We start from the raw sequence: 23,007 nt of genomic DNA on the forward strand, positions 1-23,007 counted from the left end.
GCGGGTTGCCTGTCCGCATCCCGCGCGACCGAAATTTCGCACTTGACGGTCAGGATTTGGTGATCGTCGCCTTGTTGATCACCACGGTCGCATTGGGCGCCGTGTTCTGCGTCGTGGGGTCGGCGGGCTGGGCGCCCGCGGCGGCGATTTTCTTGAGAACCTTCATGCCCGACGCGGAGATCGTGCCGAACGGGGTGTAGTCGGGCGGCAGCGGACTGTCCTGGTAGACGAGGAAGAACTGGCTGCCGCCGGTGTTGCGGCCCTGCTTCGTCTGCGCGTTGTACTGGTTGGCCATGGCGACCGTGCCCGCCGGGTACACCTGCCCCTTGAGGCTCTTGTCCTTGAGGTTCTCGTCCGGGATCGTGTAGCCGGGACCGCCCATTCCGGTCCCTTGCGGGTCGCCGCACTGCAGCACGTAGATGCCCTGGTCGGTCAGCCTGTGGCACTTGGTGTGGTCCAAGTAGCCCTGGCCGACGAGGAAGTTGAACGAGTTGACGGTGTGCGGCGCCGCCGACGCCTTCAGCGCGATGTCTATGTCACCGCACGTGGTGGCGAGATCCATCGTGTACTTCGCCGACTTGTCGATGGTCATCGCCGGCTCCTTCTTCCAGCTCAGCTTCTTCACCGAGCCCTTGGCCGGCTTCGCGCACGGGTCGGGTGCCTTGCTGGTCGGGGCGGCGCTCGGGGACGTCTGCGCGCTGGCGTTGGCCTTGTCGTCGCCCTTGAGGACTCCGGTCGTGTACAGGGCCACACTGCCGATGACGACCACACCGAGCACCGACGCGATCACGGAGTTGCGCATCTTCGCCTTGCGCCGCGCGGCCGTACGGCGCTGCTGCTGGCGCAAGAACTTCTCGCGGGCGAGCTGACGCTTGCGCTGTTCCTGGGTGACCACCGGGTTCTCTCCTCATGCGTCTCGTACGTGGACCGGTACGCGTGTGTCTCGTGAGCCGACCGCCTGCGTGTGCCCCGTACCGTATATGGGTTCGCTGAGGAATCGGCAGCGCCGGTAGGCTCTGAGGTCAGCAGCAGCCGCCCGTATCGACACAACGAAGGACGATCGTGCTCATTGCCGGGTTCCCCGCCGGGGCCTGGGGGACGAACTGTTATCTCGTCGCCCCCGCCGCCGGTGAGGAGTGCGTGATCATCGACCCGGGCCATCAGGCCGCCCAAGGAGTCGAGGAAGCGCTGAAGAAGCATCGGCTCAAGCCCGTCGCGGTCGTCCTCACCCATGGCCACATCGACCATGTGGCCTCGGTCGTCCCGGTGTGCGGCGCGCACGACGTACCGGCCTGGATCCACCCCGAGGACCGCTACATGATGGCGGACCCCGAGAAGGCGCTCGGCCGCTCCATCGGCATGCCGCTCATGGGCGAGCTGACGGTGGGGGAGCCCGACGACGTCAAGGAGCTGACCGACGGCGCGAAGCTGGCGCTCGCGGGTCTGGAATTCTCCGTCGCGCACGCGCCCGGCCATACCAAGGGGTCGGTGACCTTCCGGATGCCCGAGACCACGGAGATCCCCTCCGTGTTCTTCTCCGGGGATCTGCTCTTCGCCGGCTCCATCGGACGCACCGACCTGCCCGGCGGTGACATGGCCGAGATGCTCGACTCGCTGGCCCGCGTGTGCCTGCCGCTCGAGGACTCGACCGTGGTGCTGTCCGGCCACGGCCCCCAGACGACCATCGGCCAGGAGCGCGCCACCAACCCGTATCTGCGGCAGGTGGCCGCCGCCGGCCAGGGAGCGGATGTCGACGCTCCCCGACGAGGAATGTGACGAGACTTTCCGTGAGCACCTTCAAGGCCCCCAAGGGCACGTACGACCTGATCCCGCCGGACAGCGCCAAGTTCCTGGCGGTCCGCGAGGCGATCGCCGCGCCGCTGCGCAACTCCGGTTACGGCTATATCGAGACCCCCGGGTTCGAGAGCGTGGAGCTCTTCGCGCGCGGTGTCGGCGAGTCCACCGACATCGTGACCAAGGAGATGTACGCCTTCGAGACCAAGGGCGGCGACCGGCTCGCCCTGCGTCCCGAGGGCACGGCGTCCGTGCTGCGCGCGGCGCTGGAGGCCAACCTGCACAAGCTGGGCAACCTGCCCGTCAAGCTCTGGTACTCGGGCTCCTACTACCGCTATGAGCGCCCGCAGAAGGGCCGTTACAGGCACTTCTCGCAGGTCGGTGCGGAGGCGATCGGTGCGGAGGATCCGGCGCTGGACGCCGAGCTGATCATCCTGGCGGACCAGGCGTACCGTTCGCTGGGGCTGAGCAACTTCCGGATCCTGCTCAACAGCCTGGGCGACAAGGAGTGCCGTCCCGTCTACCGGGCCGCGCTGCAGGACTTCCTGCGCGGTCTGGACCTCGACGAGGACACCCTGCGCCGCGCCGAGATCAACCCGCTGCGGGTCCTGGACGACAAGCGTGAGTCGGTCCAGAAGCAGCTGGGCGACGCCCCGCTGCTGCGCGACTACCTCTGCGACGCCTGCAAGGCGTACCACGAGGAGGTCCGTGAGCTGATCACGGCGGCGGGCGTCGGCTTCGAGGACGACCCCAAGCTGGTGCGCGGCCTGGACTACTACACCCGTACGACCTTCGAGTTCGTCCACGACGGTCTGGGCTCCCAGTCCGCGGTGGGCGGCGGCGGCCGCTACGACGGACTGTCGGAGATGATCGGCGGTCCGGCCCTTCCGTCCGTCGGCTGGGCGTTGGGCGTCGACCGCACGGTCCTCGCCCTGGAGGCGGAGGGCGTCGAGCTCGAACTCCCTTCCACGACCAGCGTGTTCGCGGTACCGCTCGGCGAGGAGGCGCGTCGCGTGCTGTTCGCCAAGGTCACCGAGTTGCGGAAGCTGGGCGTCGCCGCGGACTTCTCGTACGGGGCCAAGGGGCTCAAGGGTGCGATGAAGAACGCCAACCGCAGTGGTGCGCGCTACACGATCGTGGCCGGGGAGCGTGACCTCGCCGAGGGTGTCGTCCAGTTGAAGGACATGGAGTCCGGTGAGCAGACGGCGGTCGGGGTGAACGAGATCGTGGCAGAGCTGGAGGCCCGGCTGGGCTGATCCCAACGCCGGAGGGGCTGATTTTCCAGCCCGTCCGGCGTTTGAGGACGAGGCCGTTCAGGCCGAAGCGGGGGTCTGGGGGCGGCAGCCCCCAGTACGGACGGCTCAGTCGAGCAAACCGAACCGCATCGCGCTCGTCACCGCCGCCGTCCGGTCGTCCACCCCCAGTTTCCCGAAGGCCCGCAGAAGATGGGTCTTCACCGTCGACTCGCCGATGAACAGCCGCCGCCCGATCTCCGCGTTCGTACACCCCTCCGCCACCAGCCGCAGCACCGCCGCCTCCCGCTCCGACAGCCGCGGCCGCTCCGGCCGGGTGCGCAGCTGGTCGACCAGCCGGGCCGCCACCGACGGCGCCAGCACCGTCTCGCCGCGCGCAGCCGCCCGCACCGCCTCCGCCAGTTCCGCCCGCGGCAGGTCCTTGAGCAGGTAGCCCGCCGCTCCGGCCTCCACCGCGCGCAGGATGTCCCGGTCCGTCTCGTACGTCGTCAGGACGATCACCCGGCACGGCAGCCCCGCCTCACCCATCCGCACGATCGAGTCCACGCCCCCGCCGCCCGGCATCCGCAGATCCATCAGCACGATGTCGGGCCGCAGTTCGGCCGCGAGCGCCTCCGCCTGCGGGCCGCTCGCCGCGTCGGCGACGACCTCAAGGTCCGGCTCGGCGCTGAGCATCGCCCGTAGGCCCTCCCGTACGACGGGGTGGTCGTCGGCCAGGACGATCCTGATCACGAGGGGCTCCTCCCCGGTGCGACGGGCAGTGACACGGGCAGGCTGACCGTCACCGTCGTGCCGTCGCCCGGTGTGCTGCGGATCTGCGCCGTCCCGCCGACCTCGCCGGCCCGGGCGCGCAGCCCCGCCAGACCGTAGCCGTCGCAGGGGGCGCCGGGGTCGAAGCCGCACCCGTCGTCCCGTACGGACACGGTGAGCGAGTCGTCGGAGTAGGCGAGCGCGATGCCCACCGCCGCCGAACTCCCCGCATGCTTACGGGCGTTGGCCAGGGCCTCCTGACAGGACCGCAGGGCCACCACCTCGGGAGCGGCCGGCAGCGGACGCACAGGGCCCTGCACCTCCAGCGTCGCCTCGTGACGGGCGGCCAGGCGGCGCAGGGCGTCCGGGAGGGAGCTGCCGTCGAGGTCGGCGGGCGCGGCACCGGCGACCAGGGCGCGGGCCTCGGCCAGGTTCTGCCGGGCCGTCTCGTCCATCAGCGCCAGATGGCGGCGGGCCTGCGGGACGTCGTGGTCGAGTTCGGCCTCCACCGCCTGGATCAGCATCAGCAGGCTGGTGAAGCCCTGTGCGAGGGTGTCGTGGATCTCGCGGGCCATGCGCTCCCGCTCGGCCAGGGCGCCGTGGGCGGCCGAGAGGCGGGAGATCTCGTGGCGGCTGGCGTCTAGTTCGGCGATCAACTCGGCCCGTTCCATGCTCTGTTCGATGATGCGGATGGTCCAGCTGCCGATCACCACGGAGAAGACGAGGGTGACCACGGAGAAGAGGAAGTTGCCGAACAGGTCCTCCCCGCTGGGCCTCCACAGCAGTGCCCAGCCCGCGACCGGCACCAGGTTGATCACGGTGACGGCCACCAGGGACCATCGCGTGTGCAGCGTCATGAAGCACTGCGGGATCAGCGCGAACGCCATCAGCCGCGTCTCACCCACCAGCACGGCCGACGGCAGGAACAGCGCGATGGCCCCGGCGAGGTAGCGCAGTGCCTGCCCCTGGTCCGGCGGGTCCTCCTGGAGCAGCGGGCGTCCCACGACCGCATACCAGGGCACCAACGGGACGAGCAGCGCCGCCGCGACCGCACGGACCAGGAGCCCCGGGTAGGCCGCGGCGAGCACGAAGGCGAGGGTGGCCGCCCAGGCGACCGCGAAGTAGCCGTCCCAGAGCCGGATCGTCCGGTCCCAGGCGTGCTCCTCACGGGCCACACCCGGACGGCTCATCCGTCGCGCCGGGTCTTCCAGCGGAAGGTCAGCAGACACAGCACCAATCCTCCGACGCACCAGGCGGCCAGCACCAGCGCGACCTTCCCGAACTCCCAGCTCCCGGCCTGCTCCAGGACCCGAGCGGAATCCGGCAGGAACACGCCCCGAAGACCCTGGCACAGCCACTTCAGCGGGAACAGGGCACCGACGTTCAGCATCCAGTCCGGGATGGTGTTGATGGAGATGTACACCCCGGAGATGAACTGCAGGACCAGGAAGGGGAGTACGACCACCGAGCTCGCGCTCTTCGCCGACTTGGGCACCGAGCTGATCGCGATGCCGAGCAGTGCGCACCCGGTCAGCCCCAGGACGAAGATCCAGGCGAAGTCGAACCACCGGGACGCGTCCGACGGCAGGTCCACCCCGTACAGGGTGGTGCCGACGAGGAGGAGGATCGCCGTCTCCACGACACCGGTGAACAGAACCAGCCAGATCTTGCCCAGGAAGTACGACGACGGAGGCATCGGTGTCCCGCGCAGCCGGCGCAGCACCTTCTCGTCCCGTTCGACCGCGATCGAGATGCCCAGCGACTGGAAGCTGGTCGACATGATGCCGGAGGCCATCATCGCGGGAACGTACAGCTGGGAGGCGGTGACGCCGGAGCCGTGGACGGCGTCGTGGAAGATCGACGCGAACAGGAAAAGGAACACGACCGGGAAGGCGAACGTGAACACCACCTGGTCGCGCTGCCGGAAGAACTGCTTGATCTCCAGCGCGCCGCGGCGCAGGCCCAGCCCCCAGGCTCTGGGCAGCCGCTGGGCGGGCGCCTCGGTCCTGGTCCGTACGGTGGTCGTCGTCATCGCGCGTCCTCCTGCCCGGTCAGCCGGAGGTAGACGTCCTCCAGGGTGGGGCGGGCCACCTTGAGGCCCGGGATCTCGCCGTCGAAGCGGCGCATGAGCTCGGCGACCGTCCTGGTCGGGGTGGCGGTGCGCTCGGTTCGCGTGACGCCGTCCGGCTCGGTCCACTCGACGGTGGCCTCCGTGCCGTACCGCTCCCGCAGGGCGGCGGGCTCGCCCTCGGCGACGACCTGCCCCTTGGCGACGACGGCGAGCCGGTCGGCGAGCGCCTCCGCCTCCTCCAGGTAGTGCGTGGTCAGCAGGATCGTCGTGCCCTCGTCGGACAGCAGCCGGATCAGGTCCCAGAACTGCCGCCGGGCCGCCGGGTCGAAACCGGTCGTCGGCTCGTCCAGAAGCAGCAGTTCGGGGTCGCCGATCACCCCCAGGGCGACGTCGAGGCGCCGCCGCTGGCCTCCGGAGAGCGCCTTGATCCGGCTGGTGGCCTTCGCCTCCAGACCCACCAGGCCGATGACCTCCTCCGGGTCGCGTGGTCTCGGGTAGTAGCGGGCGAAGTGCCGTACGGTCTCGCGCACCGTCAACTCGGCGGGCGCCGATTCGTCCTGCCAGACGATTCCGACACGTGACCGCCACGCGCGCGTGCCGGTCGCCGGGTCCGAGCCGAGCACCGACACCTCGCCCGCGTCCCGGGTGCGGTTGCCCTGGAGGATCTCCACCGTGGTGCTCTTGCCCGCGCCATTGGGTCCCAGCAGGCCGAACACCTCGCCACGCCGAATGCCCAGATCGATGCCGTCCACGGCGGTCACATCCCCGTACTGCTTGCGCAGCCCCCGTACGTCCACCGCGAGTTCGTCTCCGTGTGCTGTCATGCCGTTCAGCCTCGGCCGGAACCGAACACTCCGGGACGACCGTGCGTACTTCCTTATGTCCACCGAACGGTGGACAGTGGCATTGGTGCGGCACAATGGCCCCTGCCCGAAGAAGGTCCAACTCTCAAGCAGACGGAATCGGCGTGATGAGCAAGACCACAGTCAAAGACGTCTCCACAGAGCCCGAACCCGCCGGGGACCACAGCCCCCAGGGATCACGCACAGTGGGCGGCAGCCGGGCCTTCGCCCTGCTGCTGATCATCACGGGCGCGGCCGGTCTGCTCGCCGCGTGGGTCATCACGATCGACAAGTTCAAGCTGCTCGAGGCCAAGGTCGAGGGCAAGACGTTCACCCCGGGCTGCAGCCTCAACCCGGTCGTCTCCTGCGGCAGCGTGATGGAGTCCAAGCAGGCCGCCGCCTTCGGCTTCCCCAACCCGATGCTGGGCCTGGTCTGCTACGGCATCGTCATCTGCGTCGGCATGAGCCTGCTGGCCCGCGCCCGCTTCCCGCGCTGGTACTGGCTCACCTTCAACTTCGGCACGCTCTTCGGTGTCGGTTTCTGCACCTGGCTGCAGTTCCAGTCGCTGTACCGCATCAACGCACTGTGCCTGTGGTGCTCCCTGGCCTGGGTCGCGACGATCACCATGTTCTGGTACGTGACCTCGTTCAACATCCGCAACAGCTTCCTGCCCGCCCCGCGCTGGCTGAAGAGCTTCTTCGGCGAGTTCACCTGGGTCCTGCCCGTACTGCACGTGGGCATCATCGGCATGCTGGTGCTGACCCGCTGGTGGGACTTCTGGACCAGCTGACAGCGCCCGCCGCGTTGTCAGTGCGGTGATTTAGGGTTTGAGCGTGGAGCCCGACCTGTTCACCGCAGCCGCAGAAGAACGCCAGGAGAAGGACCCGACCGGCAGTCCCCTGGCGGTGCGGATGCGCCCGCGCACCCTTGACGAGGTGGTGGGCCAGCAGCACCTGCTGAAGCCCGGTTCACCCCTGCGCCGCCTGGTCGGCGAGGGCGCGGGCGGGCCGGCAGGCCCGTCCTCGGTGATCCTCTGGGGCCCGCCGGGCACGGGCAAGACGACCCTGGCGTACGTCGTCTCCAAGGCCACCAACAAGCGCTTCGTCGAGCTGTCGGCGATCACCGCGGGCGTCAAGGAGGTCCGCGCGGTCATCGACGGCGCCCGCCGGGCGACGGGCGGCTTCGGCAAGGAGACCGTCCTCTTCCTCGACGAGATCCACCGCTTCAGCAAGGCCCAGCAGGACTCCCTTCTGCCGGCGGTCGAGAACCGCTGGGTGACGCTGATCGCGGCGACCACGGAGAACCCGTACTTCTCGGTGATCTCCCCGCTCCTGTCCCGCTCCCTCCTGCTGAGCCTCGAACCCCTCACCGACGACGACGTCCGGGGGCTGCTCAAGCGGGCGCTGAGCGACGAGCGCGGCCTGAAAAACGCCGTCACCCTCCCCGAGGACACCGAGGACCACCTCCTGCGCATCGCGGGCGGGGACGCCCGCCGCGCCCTGACCGCGCTGGAGGCGGCCGCCGGAGCCGCCCTCGACAAGGGCGAGAGGGAGATCTCCCTGACGACCCTGGAGGAGACGGTCGACCGGGCGGCGGTGAAGTACGACCGGGACGGCGACCAGCACTACGACGTGGCCAGCGCCCTCATCAAGTCCATCCGCGGTTCCGATGTGGACGCCGCCCTGCACTATCTGGCCCGCATGATCGAGGCCGGTGAGGACCCCCGCTTCATCGCCCGCCGCCTGATGATCTCCGCCAGCGAGGACATCGGCCTGGCCGACCCGAACGCGCTGCCGATCGCCGTGGCCGCCGCCCAGGCCGTCGCCATGATCGGCTTCCCCGAGGCCGCCCTCACCCTCAGCCACGCCACCATCGCCCTCGCGCTGGCCCCGAAGTCGAACGCCGCGACGACGGCCATCGGCGCCGCCATGGAGGACGTACGCAAGGGACTGGCCGGCCCGGTGCCCCCGCACCTGCGCGACGGGCACTACAAGGGCGCCGCCAAGCTCGGGCACGCGCAGGGGTACGTGTATCCGCACGACCTGCCGGAGGGCATCGCCGAGCAGCAGTACGCCCCGGACGCCCTCAAGGACCGCGAGTACTACACCCCGACCAGACACGGAGCCGAGGCCCGGTACGCGGACGCGGTCGAATGGACCAGACAGCACCTCGGTCGCAAGCGGTCCTGAGCGACCTGTAGAATCCCTCGAAGTGCTGTGTCCCGTGCAGTCAGAACGGGACGGTCAGCCGGAGCCCGGTCCCCGGACCGGATTCCAGGAGCGTCGCGCACCGTTCGAATGGTGTCGCGGGCAGCCCACCACCACTCGTCGCACGGCGGGACCGGTCGGTGGGCCACTCGCGTGCTGCACGTATGTGCCCAGACCAGGGGAGCGGCTGCCCACCAGGCCCGGCAACGGACCCGGCGGGTTTCCCCGGCTGCGGATGCGACCTCCCTCAACTCTGACAAGCCGAACACTGAGAAATGAGAGATTGTGGCGAACCAGTCCCGCCCCAAGGTCAAGAAGTCGCGTGCCCTCGGCATCGCGCTGACCCCGAAGGCCGTCAAGTACTTCGAGGCCCGCCCCTACCCGCCGGGTGAGCACGGCCGCGGCCGCAAGCAGAACTCGGACTACAAGGTCCGTCTGCTCGAGAAGCAGCGTCTGCGCGCGCAGTACGACGTGTCCGAGCGCCAGCTCGTCCGCGCCTACGAGCGTGCCTCCAAGGTCCAGGGCAAGACCGGTGAGGCCCTGATCATCGAGCTCGAGCGCCGTCTCGACGCCCTGGTCCTGCGTTCGGGCATCGCCCGCACCATCTACCAGGCCCGTCAGATGGTCGTGCACGGCCACATCGAGGTCAACGGCCAGAAGGTCGACAAGCCCTCCTTCCGTGTCCGTCCCGACGACGTCGTGATGGTCCGCGAGCGCAGCCGCGAGAAGACCCTCTTCTCCATCGCCCGTGAGGGCGGCTTCGCCCCCGAGGGCGAGACCCCGCGCTACCTCCAGGTGAACCTCAAGGCCCTGGCGTTCCGCCTGGACCGTGAGCCGAACCGCAAGGAGATCCCGGTGATCTGCGACGAGCAGCTCGTCGTCGAGTACTACGCCCGCTGATCACCAGCAGGCGGTAGCACCACCTCAGCCCGCCGTCTCCCCGCCCTCGTGGGCGCGGGAGGCGGCGGGTTCGTGCATGTCGGCTGCTCCAAGGCCCGCGACACCGCCGCCTCCGCCGCATCGCCGCGGGGGTGCACTGCCGTGACGCCCGGGCAACTGCCCGAGCAACTCGCCCACCAGAAGGGCACACGCCTCCACCAGATGCCCAACCCGCCCAGCAAGGGCAGGAGTTGACGCTCGGCAAATCCACCCGCCACACCCCGTTACGCGGCGCACACCGCACCGCCGCGAGCCGTGACTTGCCGTCCCCGCCCACGCCCGTCACGGTCACCAGACGAGCCGCGCCGAGCACCCCCGCCAGCCCGGCAAGTTCGGCCGAACGTCCCACGAACGCATGGGGCTCCAGGGGAAGATCGCCGTGCACGAAGGTGCCGCCGAGCCGATGATCCCGCGTAGGACACGGAGCGTACTGACCCCTATTCAGTCCGTACAATCGCTTCGCGCAACTCGGCGGAGCAGGGACGGTAATCCGGTGCGGAGCCCCGTCCCCGGCGCGATAGGCTCGGCCTACGACTTTTCGATGTTCAGGCATGTTCCAGGGAGCGGGTGCACGTGGTGTCCGGTGGAGAGGTGGCCGGGATCCTGGTGGCCGTCTTCTGGGCGATCCTGGTCTCCTTCCTCGCCGTCGCGCTGGCGAGGGTGGCCCAGACGCTCAAGGCGACCACCAAGCTCGTGGCGGACGTGACCGACCAGGCCGTCCCGCTGCTGGCCGACGCCTCCGCGGCGGTGCGCTCCGCACAGACCCAGATCGACCGGGTCGACGCGATCGCCACGGACGTCCAGGAGGTCACGTCGAACGCGTCGGCTCTGTCGACCACCGTCGCCTCCACCTTCGGCGGCCCCCTGGTCAAGGTCGCGGCGTTCGGCTACGGCGTCCGCCGGGCCCTGGGCGCCCGCCGTGACGACGTGCCCGCCAAGGAGTCGAGGCGTACCGTGATCGTGGGCCGGACCGTCCCGGCTGCGCGGCGGGGCAAGCGGAAGAAGGACTGAGACCTAGCGATGTTCCGCCGTACGTTCTGGTTCACCACGGGCGTCGCCGCCGGTGTGTGGGCCACCACCAAGGTCAATCGCAAGCTGAAGCAGCTGACCCCGGAGAACCTTGCCGCCTCCGCGGCCAACAAGGCGCTCGAGGCCGGTCACCGGCTCAAGGACCGCGCGGTCGGCTTCGCGCTTGACGTCCGGGACAACATGGCCCTGCGGGAGGAGGAGCTGGGGGAGGCCCTCGGCATCAACGCGGCCCCCGAACTCCCCGCGCCCCGGCGGTTCCCCGCCATCGAGAACCGCAACAGCCCGAAGTACGTCGAGGGCTCGACGTACCAGTCGTACTCGAACAACTCGTACAACCGGAATGAGGACCACTGATGGAGTCGGCCGAGATTCGCCGCCGCTGGCTGAGCTTCTTCGAGGAGCGCGGTCACACCGTCGTCCCTTCGGCGTCGCTCATCGCGGACGACCCGACTCTGCTCCTGGTCCCCGCCGGCATGGTGCCCTTCAAGCCCTACTTCCTCGGTGAGGTCAAGCCGCCCTTCCCGCGCGCCACCAGCGTGCAGAAGTGCGTGCGCACGCCCGACATCGAAGAGGTCGGCAAGACCACCCGGCACGGCACGTTCTTCCAGATGTGCGGCAACTTCTCGTTCGGCGACTACTTCAAGGAAGGCGCCATCAAGTACGCCTGGGAGCTGCTCACCAGCCCCCAGGACAAGGGTGGTTACGGCCTTGAGGCCGATCGTCTGTGGATCACCGTCTACAAGGACGACGACGAGGCCGAGCGCATCTGGCACGAGGTCGTGGGCGTGCCCAAGGAGCGCATCCAGCGCCTGGGCATGAAGGACAACTACTGGTCCATGGGCGTTCCCGGCCCCTGCGGGCCCTGTTCCGAGATCAACTACGACCGCGGCCCCGAGTTCGGCGTCGAGGGCGGCCCCGCCGTCAACGACGAGCGGTACGTGGAGATCTGGAACCTGGTCTTCATGCAGTACGAGCGCGGCGAGGGCATCGGCAAGGACAACTTCGAGATCCTCGGCGAGCTCCCCAGCAAGAACATCGACACGGGCCTCGGCCTCGAGCGACTCGCGATGATTCTGCAGGGCGTGCAGAACATGTACGAGATCGACACCTCCATGGCCGTCATCAACAAGGCCACCGAGCTGACCGGCGTGGCCTACGGCGACGCGCACGACTCGGACGTCTCGCTGCGCGTGGTCACCGACCACATGCGTACGTCCGTGATGCTCATCGGCGACGGCGTGACCCCCGGCAACGAGGGCCGCGGCTACGTCCTGCGCCGCATCATGCGCCGCGCCATCCGCAACATGCGTCTGCTCGGCGCCACCGGCCCGGTCGTGCTCGACCTGATCGACACCGTGATCGGCATGATGGGCCAGCAGTACCCCGAGCTGGTCACCGACCGAGAGCGCATCGAGAAGGTGGCCCTCGCCGAGGAGAACGCCTTCCTCAAGACGCTGAAGGCCGGCACCAACATCCTCGACACCGCCGTCACCGAGACCAAGGCCTCGGGTGGCACGGTCCTCGCCGGCGACAAGGCGTTCCTGCTCCACGACACCTGGGGCTTCCCGATCGACCTCACCCTGGAGATGGCCGCCGAGCAGGGCCTCTCCGTGGACGAGGAGGGCTTCCGCCGCCTGATGAAGGAGCAGCGGGAGCGCGCCAAGGCCGACGCCCAGGCCAAGAAGACCGGTCACGCCGGTGCCGGCGCCTACCGTGAGATCGCCGACAAGACCGGCGAGACCGAGTTCATCGGCTACTCGGACACCGAGGGCGAGTCCACGATCGTCGGCATCCTCGTCGACGGCACCTCGTCCCCGGCCGCCACCGAGGGCGACGAGGTCGAGATCGTCCTCGACCGCACCCCGTTCTACGCCGAGGGCGGCGGCCAGATCGGCGACACCGGCCGTATCAAGGTCGACACCGGTGCCGTCATCGAGATCCGCGACTGCCAGAAGCCGGTCCCGGGCGTCTACGTCCACAAGGGCGTCGTCCAGGTCGGCGAGGTGACGGTCGGCGCCAAGGCCCACGCCTCCATCGACGCCCGTCGTCGCACCGCCATCGCCCGCGCCCACTCGGCCACCCACCTCACCCACCAGGCGCTGCGTGACGCGCTCGGCCCGACGGCCGCCCAGGCCGGTTCCGAGAACCAGCCCGGCCGCTTCCGCTTCGACTTCGGCTCCCCGTCGGCCGTTCCCACGGCCGTGATGACCGACGTCGAGCAGAAGATCAACGAGGTCCTCGCCCGTGACCTCGACGTCCGCGCCGACATCATGGGCATCGACGAGGCCAAGAAGCAGGGCGCCATCGCCGAGTTCGGCGAGAAGTACGGCGAGCGGGTCCGCGTGGTGACCATCGGCGACTTCTCCAAGGAGCTGTGCGGCGGCACGCACGTCCACAACACCTCGCAGCTCGGCCTCGTCAAGCTGCTCGGCGAGTCGTCGATCGGTTCGGGTGTCCGCCGTATCGAAGCCCTCGTCGGCGTCGACGCCTACAACTTCCTCGCCCGTGAGCACACCGTCGTCGCCCAGCTCCAGGAGCTGATCAAGGGCCGCCCGGAGGAGCTCCCGGAGAAGGTCTCCGCCATGCTCGGAAAGCTGAAGGACGCCGAGAAGGAGATCGAGAAGTTCCGCGCCGAGAAGGTGCTGCAGGCCGCCGCCGGTCTCGTCGAGTCCGCCAAGGACATCCGGGGCGTCGCCGTCGTCACCGGCCAGGTCCCGGACGGCACGACCCCCGACGACCTGCGCAAGCTGGTCCTCGACGTACGCGGCCGCATCCAGGGCGGCCGGGCCGCCGTGGTCGCCCTGTTCACGGTCAACAATGGCAAGCCGCTGACGGTCATCGCCACCAACGAGGCCGCCCGCGAGCGCGGCCTCAAGGCCGGTGACCTGGTCCGCACGGCTGCCAAGACCCTCGGCGGCGGCGGTGGCGGCAAGCCGGACGTCGCCCAGGGCGGCGGCCAGAACCCGGCCGCGATCGGCGAGGCCGTGGACGCCGTCGAGCGGCTGGTCACGGACACCGCGAAGTGACGTTGCGCAGAGGCCGCAGGCTCGCGATCGATGTCGGGGACGCCCGTATCGGGGTCGCCTCGTGCGACCCCGACGGGATCCTCGCCACTCCGGTGGAGACGGTCCCCGGCCGGGACATCCCGGCAGCTCACCGACGGCTCAAGCAGCTGGTCGAGGAGTACGAGCCGATCGAGGTCGTCGTAGGCCTCCCTCGCTCCCTCAAGGGGGGCGAGGGCCCCGCGGCGGTAAAGGTTCGCGGCTTCGCACAGGAGCTCGCGAAGGGCATCGCCCCCGTCCCCGTCCGGCTCGTGGACGAGCGGATGACCACGGTGACGGCCAGTCAGGGACTGCGCGCATCAGGCGTGAAGTCGAAGAAGGGCCGCTCGGTCATCGACCAGGCGGCCGCTGTGATCATCCTCCAACAGGCCCTCGAATCCGAACGGGTGTCAGGTAAAGCACCCGGCGAGGGCGTCGAAGTGGTCATCTGATCGCGATACGGTAACGTTCCGCGCGTCTGCGCCGCTGTTCGAACAGCGGCTGCACAGCAAGAGGCGGGACGGAACCGGCCGAGAGCCGCGTAACCGCCGCCTCGCGGCTCTAGGGGATCGATGACTGAGTATGGCCGGGGCCAAGGCTCCGAACCGTGGCATCCGGAGGACCCGTCATACGGGAACGACGGATGGGGCGGACAGCAGGCCCAGGCGGGCCCGCAGTCCCCCTACGGCGGCCAGCCACAGCACTATCCGGAGCAGCCGCAGCAGCAGCACTACGGTGACTGGGGCCACGGCGAACAGTCCGCATACGGTCAGGCGCAGCAGTACCCGCAGCAGCAGTACCAGGGCTACGACCAGCAGTACTACGCAGGCCAGGGCCAGCAGCAGTCGTACGACCAGGGCAGCTGGGGCACCGGCACGCACACGCACGTCCAGTACACGGATCCCTCGGACCCGTATGCCCAGCAGTCCGCCGCGTACGGGGGCGAGCAGCCCGACTACTACGGCACGCCCGACGCGTACCCGCCGCCCGAGCCGCCCAGCCGCAGGCAGGTCGAGCCCGAACCGCAGACCGACTGGGACCCTGGCCCCGACCAGGGAGAACACGCCTTCTTCGCCGGCGGCGAGGACGACGAGGACGAGGACGACGACCCGCGCGCCGGCCGTAAGGCCCGCGGCGGCAAGAAGCCCAAGAAGCGCCGCAGCGGCCTCGCCTGCCTCGTCCTGGTCGTGATCTTCGCCGGAGGCACCGCCGGGGTCGGCTACTTCGGCTACCACTTCTACAAGGATCGTTTCGGCCCGGCGGCCGACTACGCGGGCGCCGGAAACGGCCAGAAGGTCGTGGTCACCATCCCCAAGGGTGCCGGTGGCTATGTCATCGGGCAGAAGCTCAAGGAAGCAGGAGTCGTCGAGAGCGTCGACGCGTTCGTCTCCGCGCAGCAGTCGAACCCCGACGGCAAGAAGATCCAGGACGGCGTCTACACGCTGGAGAAGCACATGTCGGCCGCGAGCGCGGTCGAACTGATGCTCAGCCCGAAGAGCCGCAGCAACCTGGTCCTCGCCGAGGGCCTGCGCAACTCGCAGATCTACAAGCTGATCGACACGCGTCTCGGGGTGGCGGCGGGCACCACGGCCAAGGCCGCACAGCAGGACTACAAGGACCTCGGCCTGCCTTCCTGGGCGCTGAACCACCCGAACGTGAAGGATCCGCTGGAAGGATTCCTCTACCCCTCCAGCTACGCGGTCAGCAAGGGCCAGAAGCCCGAGGACGTGCTGAAGGACATGGTCACGCGGGCCAACGACAAGTACGAGGAACTCGGCCTCACGAAGAAGGCGAAGAGCCTCGGCCTGGACAGCCCCTGGCAGCTGCTCACCGTGGCGAGCCTGGCGCAGGCCGAGGGCACCAGCCACGACGACTTCCGCAAGATGGCCGAGGTCGTCTACAACCGCCTCAAGCCCGGGAACCCCGAGACCTACGGTTCACTGGAGTTCGACTCCACGTACAACTACATCAAGAACCAGACCAAGATCGACCTGAGCATCGCCGAGCTGCGGAAGTACAACAACCCGTACAACACGTACTACGTCAAGGGGCTGCCGCCCGGCCCGATCGACAACCCCGGCGAGCTGGCCCTCAAGGGGGCGCTCGACCCGACGCACGACGGCTGGTACTACTTCATCTCGTTGGACGGCAAGACCAGCAAGTTCACCAAGACGCTCGCCGAGCACAACAAGCTGGTCGACGAATTCAATGCGTCGAGGAAAAAGAACTGATGACTGCGACCCGAAGGGCGGCCGTGCTCGGCTCGCCCATCGCCCACTCCCTGTCCCCGCAGCTGCACAACGCGGGGTACCGGGCGCTCGGCCTGGACGGCTGGTCGTACGACAGGTTCGAGATCGACGAGGCCGCGCTGCCCGGGTTCCTCGCGCAGCTCGGCCCGGAGTGGGCGGGGCTGTCGCTGACGATGCCGCTGAAGCGGGCGGTGATCCCGCTGCTCGACGAGATCACCGACACGGCGGCCTCGGTGGAGGCGGTCAACACCGTGGTGTTCCGGCCCGACGGGCGGAAGGTCGGCGACAACACCGACATCCCCGGCCTGGTGGCGGCGCTGCACGAGCGCGGCGTGGAGAAGACCGAGTCGGCGGCGATCCTGGGCGCGGGCGCCACCGCTTCCTCGGCGCTGGCCGCACTCGCCCGGATCTGCACCGGCGAGGTCACGGTGTACGTGCGCAGCGAGCGGCGCGCGGACGAGATGCGGCAGTGGGGCGAACGGCTCGGCGTACAGGTCCGCCCGGCCGACTGGACCGATGCGGTACGGGCCTTCGAGGCGCCGCTGGTGATCTCCACGACGCCCGCCGGCGGCACCGACGCGCTGGCCGGGCAGCTGCCCGCACAGATCGGCACCCTCTTCGACGTGCTCTACGAACCCTGGCCCACCCCTCTCGCCGCCGCCTGGCAGCAGCGCGGCGGGCAGGTGCTCGGCGGCCTCGACCTGCTGGTGCACCAGGCGGTCTTCCAGTTCCGCCAGTTCACCGGGGACCCGCGCTCCCCGCTCGCCGCCATGCGCGAAGCCGCACAGCTGGGCTGATCTGTCCGTTTGTCGGACTCGGCTCGGACCCGTTGCCCGGACGTGGGAGGATCGGGGGTGGCGGGCCAGGGCCGCGCACCTGGTCGGGCCGTCGCCGTACGCGAGGACGCGCGTACGCAGGGCAGTACCGGGGCGCGAGCAACTGAGGAGCACCGTTGAGCAGGTTGCGCTGGCTGACCGCGGGGGAGTCCCACGGTCCCGCACTCGTGGCGACGCTGGAGGGCCTTCCCGCCGGTGTGCCGATCACCACGGAGATGGTGGCGGACCACCTGGCCAGGCGCCGGCTCGGTTATGGACGCGGTGCGCGCATGAAGTTCGAGCGTGACGAGGTCACCTTCCTCGGCGGCGTGCGGCACGGTCTGACCCTCGGTTCCCCGGTCGCGGTCATGGTGGGCAACACCGAGTGGCCCAAGTGGGAGCAGGTCATGGCGGCCGACCCGGTCGACCCGGAGATCCTGGCGGGGCTGGCCCGCAATGCCCCGCTGACCCGGCCGCGTCCCGGCCACGCCGACCTCGCCGGGATGCAGAAGTACGGCTTCGATGAGGCCCGCCCGATCCTGGAACGCGCCTCGGCGCGGGAGACGGCGGCCCGGGTGGCGCTGGGGGCGGTGGCCCGGTCGTATCTGAAGGAGACGGCCGGCATCGAGATCGTCAGCCATGTCGTCGAGCTGTGTTCGGTGAAGGCCCCGCAGGGCGTGTACCCGACGCCGGCGGATGTGGAGAAGCTGGACGCGGATCCGCTGCGCTGCCTGGACGCGGATGCGTCGAAGGCGATGGTGGCCGAGGTCGACCAGGCCCACAAGGACGGCGACACCCTGGGTGGTGTGGTCGAGATCCTGGCCTACGGCGTCCCCGTCGGCCTTGGCTCGCACGTGCACTGGGACCGCAAGCTGGACGCCCGGCTGGCCGGAGCCCTCATGGGCATCCAGGCGATCAAGGGCGTCGAGATCGGTGACGGGTTCGAGCTGGCACGGGTGCCGGGCTCGAAGGCGCACGACGAGATCGTCAACACGCCCGAGGGCATCCGCCGGGTCTCGGGCCGCTCGGGTGGCACCGAGGGCGGTCTGACCACCGGTGAGCTGCTGCGGGTGCGTGCCGCGATGAAGCCGATCGCGACCGTGCCGCGCGCGCTGCAGACCGTCGACGTGAGCACCGGTGAGGCGACCCAGGCACACCACCAGCGCTCCGACGTGTCCGCGGTGCCTGCCGCCGGCATCGTCGCGGAGGCGATGGTGGCGCTGGTGCTGGCGGATGCGGTGGCGGAGAAGTTCGGCGGCGACTCGGTCACCGAGACCCGCCGCAATGTGCAGTCCTACCTCGACCACCTGGCCATCCGATGACCGCTCCTGAGGTGGTGCTGGTCGGTCCGATGGGGGTGGGCAAGTCCACCGTCGGCAGGTTGCTGGCCGAGCGGCTCGGGGTCGGCTACCGGGACACGGACGACGACATCGTGGCGGCCGAGGGCCGTTCGATCGCGGAGATCTTCGTCGACGAGGGCGAGCCGGTCTTCCGGGCGATCGAGAAGGCCGCCGTGCACAAGGCGTTGGCCGAACACGATGGCGTCCTCGCCCTGGGCGGCGGCTCCATCCTGGACGCGGACACGCGTGCGCTGCTGGCCGGACAGCGGGTCGTCTACCTCTCGATGGACGTCGAGGAGGCCGTCAAGCGCACCGGGCTGAACGCGGCCCGTCCGCTGCTCGCGGTCAACCCGCGCAAGCAGTGGCGCGAGCTGATGGAGGCCCGGCGGTCGCTGTACGAGGAGGTGGCCACGGCGGTCGTGGCCACCGACGGCCGTACGCCCGAAGAGGTCACCCAAGTCGTCCTGGACGCACTGGAGTTGAAGACTGCATACTCCGGGGGGCAGCCCCCGGACCCCCGGCCGGAGGACGTTGTGGCAAGCCAAGTTACGAGGATTCAGGTCGGCGGGAGCGCGGGCACCGACCCGTACGAGGTCCTGGTGGGGCGTCAACTGCTGGGCGAGCTGGGCGGGTTGATCGGCGACAAGGCCAAGCGGGTCGCCGTCGTCCACCCCGAGGCGCTCGCCGAGACCGGTGACGCGCTCCGTGCCGACCTGGCCGGGCAGGGCTTCGAGGCCGTCGCCATCCAGGTGCCGAACGCGGAGGAGGCCAAGACCGCCGAGGTCGCCGCCTACTGCTGGAAGGCGCTCGGCCAGTCCGGGTTCACCCGCACCGACGTCATCGTCGGCGTCGGCGGTGGTGCCACCACGGACCTCGCCGGTTTCGTGGCCGCCACCTGGCTGCGCGGGGTGCGCTGGATCGCGATCCCCACCACCGTGCTGGCCATGGTGGACGCCGCGGTCGGCGGCAAGACCGGCATCAACACCGCCGAGGGCAAGAACCTCGTCGGCGCCTTCCACCCGCCCGCCGGTGTGCTGTGCGACCTGGCGGCTCTGGACTCCCTGCCGGTCAACGACTACGTCTCCGGGCTCGCCGAGATCATCAAGGCCGGCTTCATCGCCGACCCCGCCATCCTGGAGCTGATCGAGGCCGATCCGCAGGCCGCGCGGACCCCCGCCGGCCCGCACACCGCCGAGCTCATCGAGCGCTCCATCAGGGTCAAGGCCGAGGTCGTCTCCTCCGACCTGAAGGAGGCGGGTCTCAGGGAGATCCTCAACTACGGGCACACCCTGGGCCACGCCATCGAGAAGAACGAGCGCTACAAGTGGCGGCACGGCGCCGCGGTCTCGGTCGGCATGCACTTCGCCGCCGAACTCGGCCGTCTGGCAGGGCGGTTGGACGACGCCACAGCCGACCGCCACCGCACGGTCCTCGCATCGGTCGGTCTCCCCCTCCACTACCGCTACGACCAGTGGCCCAAGCTGCTGGAGACGATGAAGGTCGACAAGAAGTCCCGCGGCGACCTGCTGCGCTTCATCGTCCTGGACGGCCTGGCCAAGCCGACCGTCCTGGAGAGCCCGGACCCGGCCGTCCTGCTGGCCGCGTACGGCGAAGTGGGCGAGTAAGTCCGCCGGAGCGTCATCCGTCCGATTCGCCTTACGGACATGGGCACTTCGGGCCGGCCCCGGCCGTTCACCAAACGGCGGCCGGGGCAGGTACCGTTCGGTAGGGAGCGGGCCTCGGGCCCCGCTGCCAGCGCCAATTGCCTGCGGCGAGTGAGCCGAAGGGGCGCGCCGGTGTCGAGAGGTCGAGGGCGCGGAGGCCCGAAGGGCTGAGCACGGTCGGGCTCTCGAGATCGGCTGCAGCGCCCCGGAGGTGGACCGCCCAAAGAACGAGACGGAGTGGCACCGGATGCAGCACGCAGTGGGTTCTCCGCTGCCGCCGCCCCATCAGCCGGGGCACGGACCGGCCGGAGGCTGGTCGCCGGCCGCACACCAGCCGGGTCCGCACCAGGCGGGCCCGCACCAGGGCTCCGTCCCCGTGCCCCCGCCGCCCCCCGCACCGGGCTACCCCGGGGCGCCCTCGCCCCCGGTCCCGCCCGCACCGCAGCACGCCCCGGCCCCACCGGCCCCGGACACCACCGGCCACGTCCCGCTGCCACCCGGCGGCCCCGTCGCCATGCCCAGCGCGCCGCCCGCCACCAGCGCGCCCGACCCCACCGCCACGACCCTCGCGGTGCTGCTCATCGGCCCCGCGGGCGCCGGCAAGACGAGCGTCGCCAAGTACTGGGCGGACCACCGCCGGGCCCCCACCGCCCACATCAGCCTCGACGACGTACGCGAATGGGTCCGCTCCGGCTTCGCCGACCCGCAGTCGGGGTGGAACGACCACTCGGAGGCGCAGTACCGCCTGGCCCGCCGCACCTGCGGCTTCGCCGCCCGGAACTTCCTGGCCAACGGCATCTCCTGCATCCTCGACGACGCCGTCTTCCCCGACCGCCCGGTCGTCGGCCTCGGCGGCTGGAAGCGCCACGTGGGCCCCGGTCTCCTCCCGGTCGTGCTGCTTCCCGGCCTGGAGATCGTCCTGGAACGCAATGCGGAACGCTCCGGCAACCGCCGCCTCACCGACGAGGAGGTCGCCCGCATCCACGGCCGCATGGCGGGCTGGTACGGCTCGGGCCTCCCGATCATCGACAACAGCCAACTGGACGTACCGCAGACGGCACGGGTCCTGGACGACGTACTCGCAAGGTCCATCGCAAGCCCCCCGAACTGGTAACCGCTGGGGAATGCGGCTTTCAGGGGCGCGGGGCTGTATCGATCTGCGGCTCCGCCGCGTGAGCGCGATCAACCCCACCGACCCGCACCGGGCATACGACCTGAAGCCGCACCCCGTCCCCCGAACGACACCCCAACCGGCACAATTCCCCCACCGCTCCTACGCTCATCTCATGTCAGAGGTGTACGCACTCCGCCGAGCAAGGCTGCGAGACCGCTGCAAGGCCGGCGGCAGCCAGGCCGCGCTGATCTCGCGGCCCGCCAATGTCCGCTACCTCGCGGGCACCGCCCCGCGGGGCGCCGTCCTGCTCCTGGGCAAGACCGACGACCTGCTGCTCTGCGCCGGCCCGCCGGACGACCGGCCGGCCGAGGGCCGACCGGACGAGGCGCTGCGCGTGCAGACCCTGCCCGGCACCGCGGGCGATCCCGCGGTGGCCGCCGCCGACCTCGCCGAGGCCCAGCGCGCCGACACCCTCGCCGTGGAGGAACACCACCTCACGGTGGCCCGGCACCGGGAGATCCGCTCGGTCGTGCCACGCCTGCGCCTGACCGACCTCGCCGGTGCCGTGGAGCAGCTCAGGGTCGTCAAGGACGAGGAGGAGATCTCCTGCCTGCGCATCGGCGCCGAGATCGCCGATCAGGCCCTCGGCGAACTCCTGGAGTCCATCCTCGTCGGCCGCACGGAACGGCATCTCGCCCTGGAGCTGGAACGGCGTCTCGTCGACCACGGCGCCGACGGTCCCGCCTTCCCGACCTCCGTCGCCACCGGCCCCAACGCCGGCAGACGTGCCCACCGGCCCACCGACCGCCGTGTCGAGGAGGGCGACTTCCTCTCCGTATGTCTGGGCGCCGCCTACCGCGGCTACCGCTGCGAGATCGGTCGCACCTTCGTCATCGGCACGTCTCCCGCTGACTGGCAGATCGAGCTGTACGACCTCGTCTTCGCCGCCCAGCGCGCCGGACGGGAGTCGCTGGTGCCCGGCGCGGCCTGCCGCGATGTGGACCGCGCCGCACGTCAGGTGCTGGATTCCGCGGGGTACGCGCAGGGGCTCCCGGCCCTGACGGGGCACGGCGTGGGGCTCGAAATCGACGAGGACCCGCAGCTGGCCCCTGCGGCCATGGGTAAACTGGACGCTTGCGTGCCGGTCACCGTCGAACCGGGGGTCCACCTCCCGGGCCGGGGCGGCGTCCGGATCGATGACACGCTCGTCGTCCGCCCCGAGGCGGACGGCGGACCCGAGCTACTCACCATCACGACCAAGGAGCTGCTCGCACTCTAGGCAGGTGCGTGCGCCGGGGTCGTCCACGTCAGTCCAGGAGATTCCGCAACCGTGGCTTCCACGAACGACCTCAAGAACGGCCTGGTGCTCAAGCTCGAAGGCGGCCAGCTGTGGTCCGTCGTCGAGTTCCAGCACGTCAAGCCCGGCAAGGGCCCGGCCTTCGTGCGCACCAAGCTGAAGAACGTGCTTTCCGGCAAGGTCGTCGACAAGACGTTCAACGCCGGCGTCAAGGTCGAGACGGCCACTGTCGACAAGCGCGACATGCAGTTCTCGTACATGGACGGCGAGTACTTCGTCTTCATGGACATGGAGACCTACGACCAGCTCATGGTCGACCGCAAGGCTGTCGGCGACGCCGCCAACTTCCTCATCGAGGGCTTCACGGCCACCGTCGCGCAGCACGAGGGCGAGGTGCTCTTCGTCGAGCTCCCGGCCGCCGTCGAGCTCGTCGTCCAGGAGACCGAGCCGGGCCTGCAGGGTGACCGCTCCACCGGCGGCACCAAGCCCGCCACGCTGGAGACCGGCCACCAGATCCAGGTCCCGCTCTTCATCACCACCGGTGAGAAGATCAAGGTCGACACCCGTACGAGCGACTACCTCGGCCGGGTGAACAGCTAAC

General features: G+C 69.9%; 21 protein-coding genes. 16 read left to right on the top strand and 5 right to left on the bottom strand.

The window, feature by feature from the left end:
• Positions 1 to 49: 49 nt before the first annotated feature.
• A complete protein-coding gene (locus ABD355_RS38575; RefSeq protein ID WP_344405759.1) occupies positions 50 to 895 on the bottom strand; it encodes a peptidylprolyl isomerase in 846 nt (281 codons plus the stop codon).
• 167 nt (positions 896 to 1,062) lie between these two features.
• Between ABD355_RS38575 and ABD355_RS38580 the strand changes: the two genes are divergently transcribed.
• Positions 1,063 to 1,776, top strand: a complete 714-nt coding sequence (locus tag ABD355_RS38580) for an MBL fold metallo-hydrolase (protein WP_344405762.1) — start codon at positions 1,063 to 1,065, stop codon at positions 1,774 to 1,776.
• A gap of 11 nt (positions 1,777 to 1,787) precedes the next feature.
• The gene (gene hisS, locus ABD355_RS38585) at positions 1,788 to 3,050 is read left to right on the top strand and encodes a histidine--tRNA ligase (RefSeq protein WP_344405765.1); all 1,263 of its coding nucleotides are present in this window, start codon (positions 1,788 to 1,790) and stop codon (positions 3,048 to 3,050) included.
• 105 nt (positions 3,051 to 3,155) lie between these two features.
• Here the strand turns inward: hisS and ABD355_RS38590 are convergent, their stop codons facing one another.
• Genes ABD355_RS38590 through ABD355_RS38605 form a run of 4 tightly spaced genes read right to left on the bottom strand, consistent with a single transcriptional unit; the run spans position 3,156 to position 6,692 of the window.
• The gene (locus tag ABD355_RS38590; protein WP_344405767.1) at positions 3,156 to 3,779 is read right to left on the bottom strand and encodes a response regulator; all 624 of its coding nucleotides are present in this window, start codon (positions 3,777 to 3,779) and stop codon (positions 3,156 to 3,158) included.
• Positions 3,776 to 4,987: a sensor histidine kinase gene (locus tag ABD355_RS38595; RefSeq protein WP_344405902.1), complete on the bottom strand. Its 1,212-nt coding sequence runs from the start codon at positions 4,985 to 4,987 to the stop codon at positions 3,776 to 3,778. The genes ABD355_RS38590 and ABD355_RS38595 overlap by 4 nt, the downstream gene beginning before the upstream one ends.
• Complete coding sequence (locus ABD355_RS38600; protein ID WP_344405769.1) at positions 4,984 to 5,829, bottom strand: ABC transporter permease; 846 nt, start codon at positions 5,827 to 5,829, stop codon at positions 4,984 to 4,986. Before ABD355_RS38600 ends, ABD355_RS38595 begins: the two co-directional genes overlap by 4 nt.
• Positions 5,826 to 6,692, bottom strand: a complete 867-nt coding sequence (locus ABD355_RS38605) for an ABC transporter ATP-binding protein (RefSeq protein WP_344405771.1) — start codon at positions 6,690 to 6,692, stop codon at positions 5,826 to 5,828. The genes ABD355_RS38600 and ABD355_RS38605 overlap by 4 nt, the downstream gene beginning before the upstream one ends.
• 146 nt (positions 6,693 to 6,838) lie before the next feature.
• Between ABD355_RS38605 and ABD355_RS38610 the strand changes: the two genes are divergently transcribed.
• The 14 genes from ABD355_RS38610 (at position 6,839) to efp (ending at position 23,006) form a co-directional block, all read left to right on the top strand.
• Positions 6,839 to 7,501 (top strand): vitamin K epoxide reductase family protein, encoded by a 663-nt coding sequence (locus ABD355_RS38610; RefSeq protein ID WP_344405772.1) that lies wholly within the window; start codon positions 6,839 to 6,841, stop codon positions 7,499 to 7,501.
• A gap of 43 nt (positions 7,502 to 7,544) precedes the next feature.
• Positions 7,545 to 8,900, top strand: coding sequence for a replication-associated recombination protein A (locus ABD355_RS38615; protein WP_344405773.1), 1,356 nt, complete (start codon positions 7,545 to 7,547; stop codon positions 8,898 to 8,900).
• 303 nt (positions 8,901 to 9,203) lie between these two features.
• On the top strand, positions 9,204 to 9,818 hold the full coding sequence (gene rpsD / locus ABD355_RS38620; protein WP_015661793.1) for a 30S ribosomal protein S4: 615 nt from the start codon (positions 9,204 to 9,206) through the stop codon (positions 9,816 to 9,818).
• 606 nt (positions 9,819 to 10,424) lie between these two features.
• Complete coding sequence (locus ABD355_RS38630) at positions 10,425 to 10,868, top strand: DUF948 domain-containing protein (protein ID WP_344405775.1); 444 nt, start codon at positions 10,425 to 10,427, stop codon at positions 10,866 to 10,868.
• A 9-nt stretch (positions 10,869 to 10,877) separates the two neighbouring features.
• Positions 10,878 to 11,240 carry a hypothetical protein gene (locus ABD355_RS38635; protein WP_344405776.1) on the top strand — a complete coding sequence of 121 codons (363 nt, stop codon included), beginning with the start codon at positions 10,878 to 10,880 and terminating at the stop codon, positions 11,238 to 11,240.
• The gene (gene alaS / locus ABD355_RS38640) at positions 11,240 to 13,912 is read left to right on the top strand and encodes an alanine--tRNA ligase (RefSeq protein ID WP_344405777.1); all 2,673 of its coding nucleotides are present in this window, start codon (positions 11,240 to 11,242) and stop codon (positions 13,910 to 13,912) included. Before ABD355_RS38635 ends, alaS begins: the two co-directional genes overlap by 1 nt.
• Before the next feature lie 2 nt (positions 13,913 to 13,914).
• A complete protein-coding gene (gene ruvX / locus ABD355_RS38645) occupies positions 13,915 to 14,379 on the top strand; it encodes a Holliday junction resolvase RuvX (protein ID WP_275774424.1) in 465 nt (154 codons plus the stop codon).
• A gap of 120 nt (positions 14,380 to 14,499) precedes the next feature.
• Positions 14,500 to 16,158, top strand: a complete 1,659-nt coding sequence (gene mltG / locus ABD355_RS38650; protein ID WP_344405779.1) for an endolytic transglycosylase MltG — start codon at positions 14,500 to 14,502, stop codon at positions 16,156 to 16,158.
• Complete coding sequence (locus ABD355_RS38655) at positions 16,158 to 16,973, top strand: shikimate dehydrogenase (RefSeq protein WP_344405781.1); 816 nt, start codon at positions 16,158 to 16,160, stop codon at positions 16,971 to 16,973. The genes mltG and ABD355_RS38655 overlap by 1 nt, the downstream gene beginning before the upstream one ends.
• Before the next feature lie 155 nt (positions 16,974 to 17,128).
• Positions 17,129 to 18,313: a chorismate synthase gene (gene aroC, locus ABD355_RS38660; RefSeq protein ID WP_344405782.1), complete on the top strand. Its 1,185-nt coding sequence runs from the start codon at positions 17,129 to 17,131 to the stop codon at positions 18,311 to 18,313.
• Complete coding sequence (gene aroB, locus ABD355_RS38665; RefSeq protein ID WP_344405783.1) at positions 18,310 to 19,956, top strand: 3-dehydroquinate synthase; 1,647 nt, start codon at positions 18,310 to 18,312, stop codon at positions 19,954 to 19,956. The genes aroC and aroB overlap by 4 nt, the downstream gene beginning before the upstream one ends.
• 286 nt (positions 19,957 to 20,242) lie before the next feature.
• On the top strand, positions 20,243 to 21,109 hold the full coding sequence (locus ABD355_RS38670) for a Pro-rich N-terminal domain-containing protein (protein ID WP_344405785.1): 867 nt from the start codon (positions 20,243 to 20,245) through the stop codon (positions 21,107 to 21,109).
• Positions 21,110 to 21,281: 172 nt separating this feature from the next.
• Positions 21,282 to 22,388 (top strand): aminopeptidase P family protein, encoded by a 1,107-nt coding sequence (locus ABD355_RS38675; RefSeq protein WP_344405786.1) that lies wholly within the window; start codon positions 21,282 to 21,284, stop codon positions 22,386 to 22,388.
• 51 nt (positions 22,389 to 22,439) lie between these two features.
• A complete protein-coding gene (efp, locus tag ABD355_RS38680) occupies positions 22,440 to 23,006 on the top strand; it encodes an elongation factor P (RefSeq protein WP_020117452.1) in 567 nt (188 codons plus the stop codon).
• Position 23,007 lies beyond the last annotated feature (1 nt).

Source organism: Streptomyces longisporus, from assembly GCF_039532765.1.
Lineage (GTDB): Bacteria > Actinomycetota > Actinomycetes > Streptomycetales > Streptomycetaceae > Streptomyces > Streptomyces longisporus.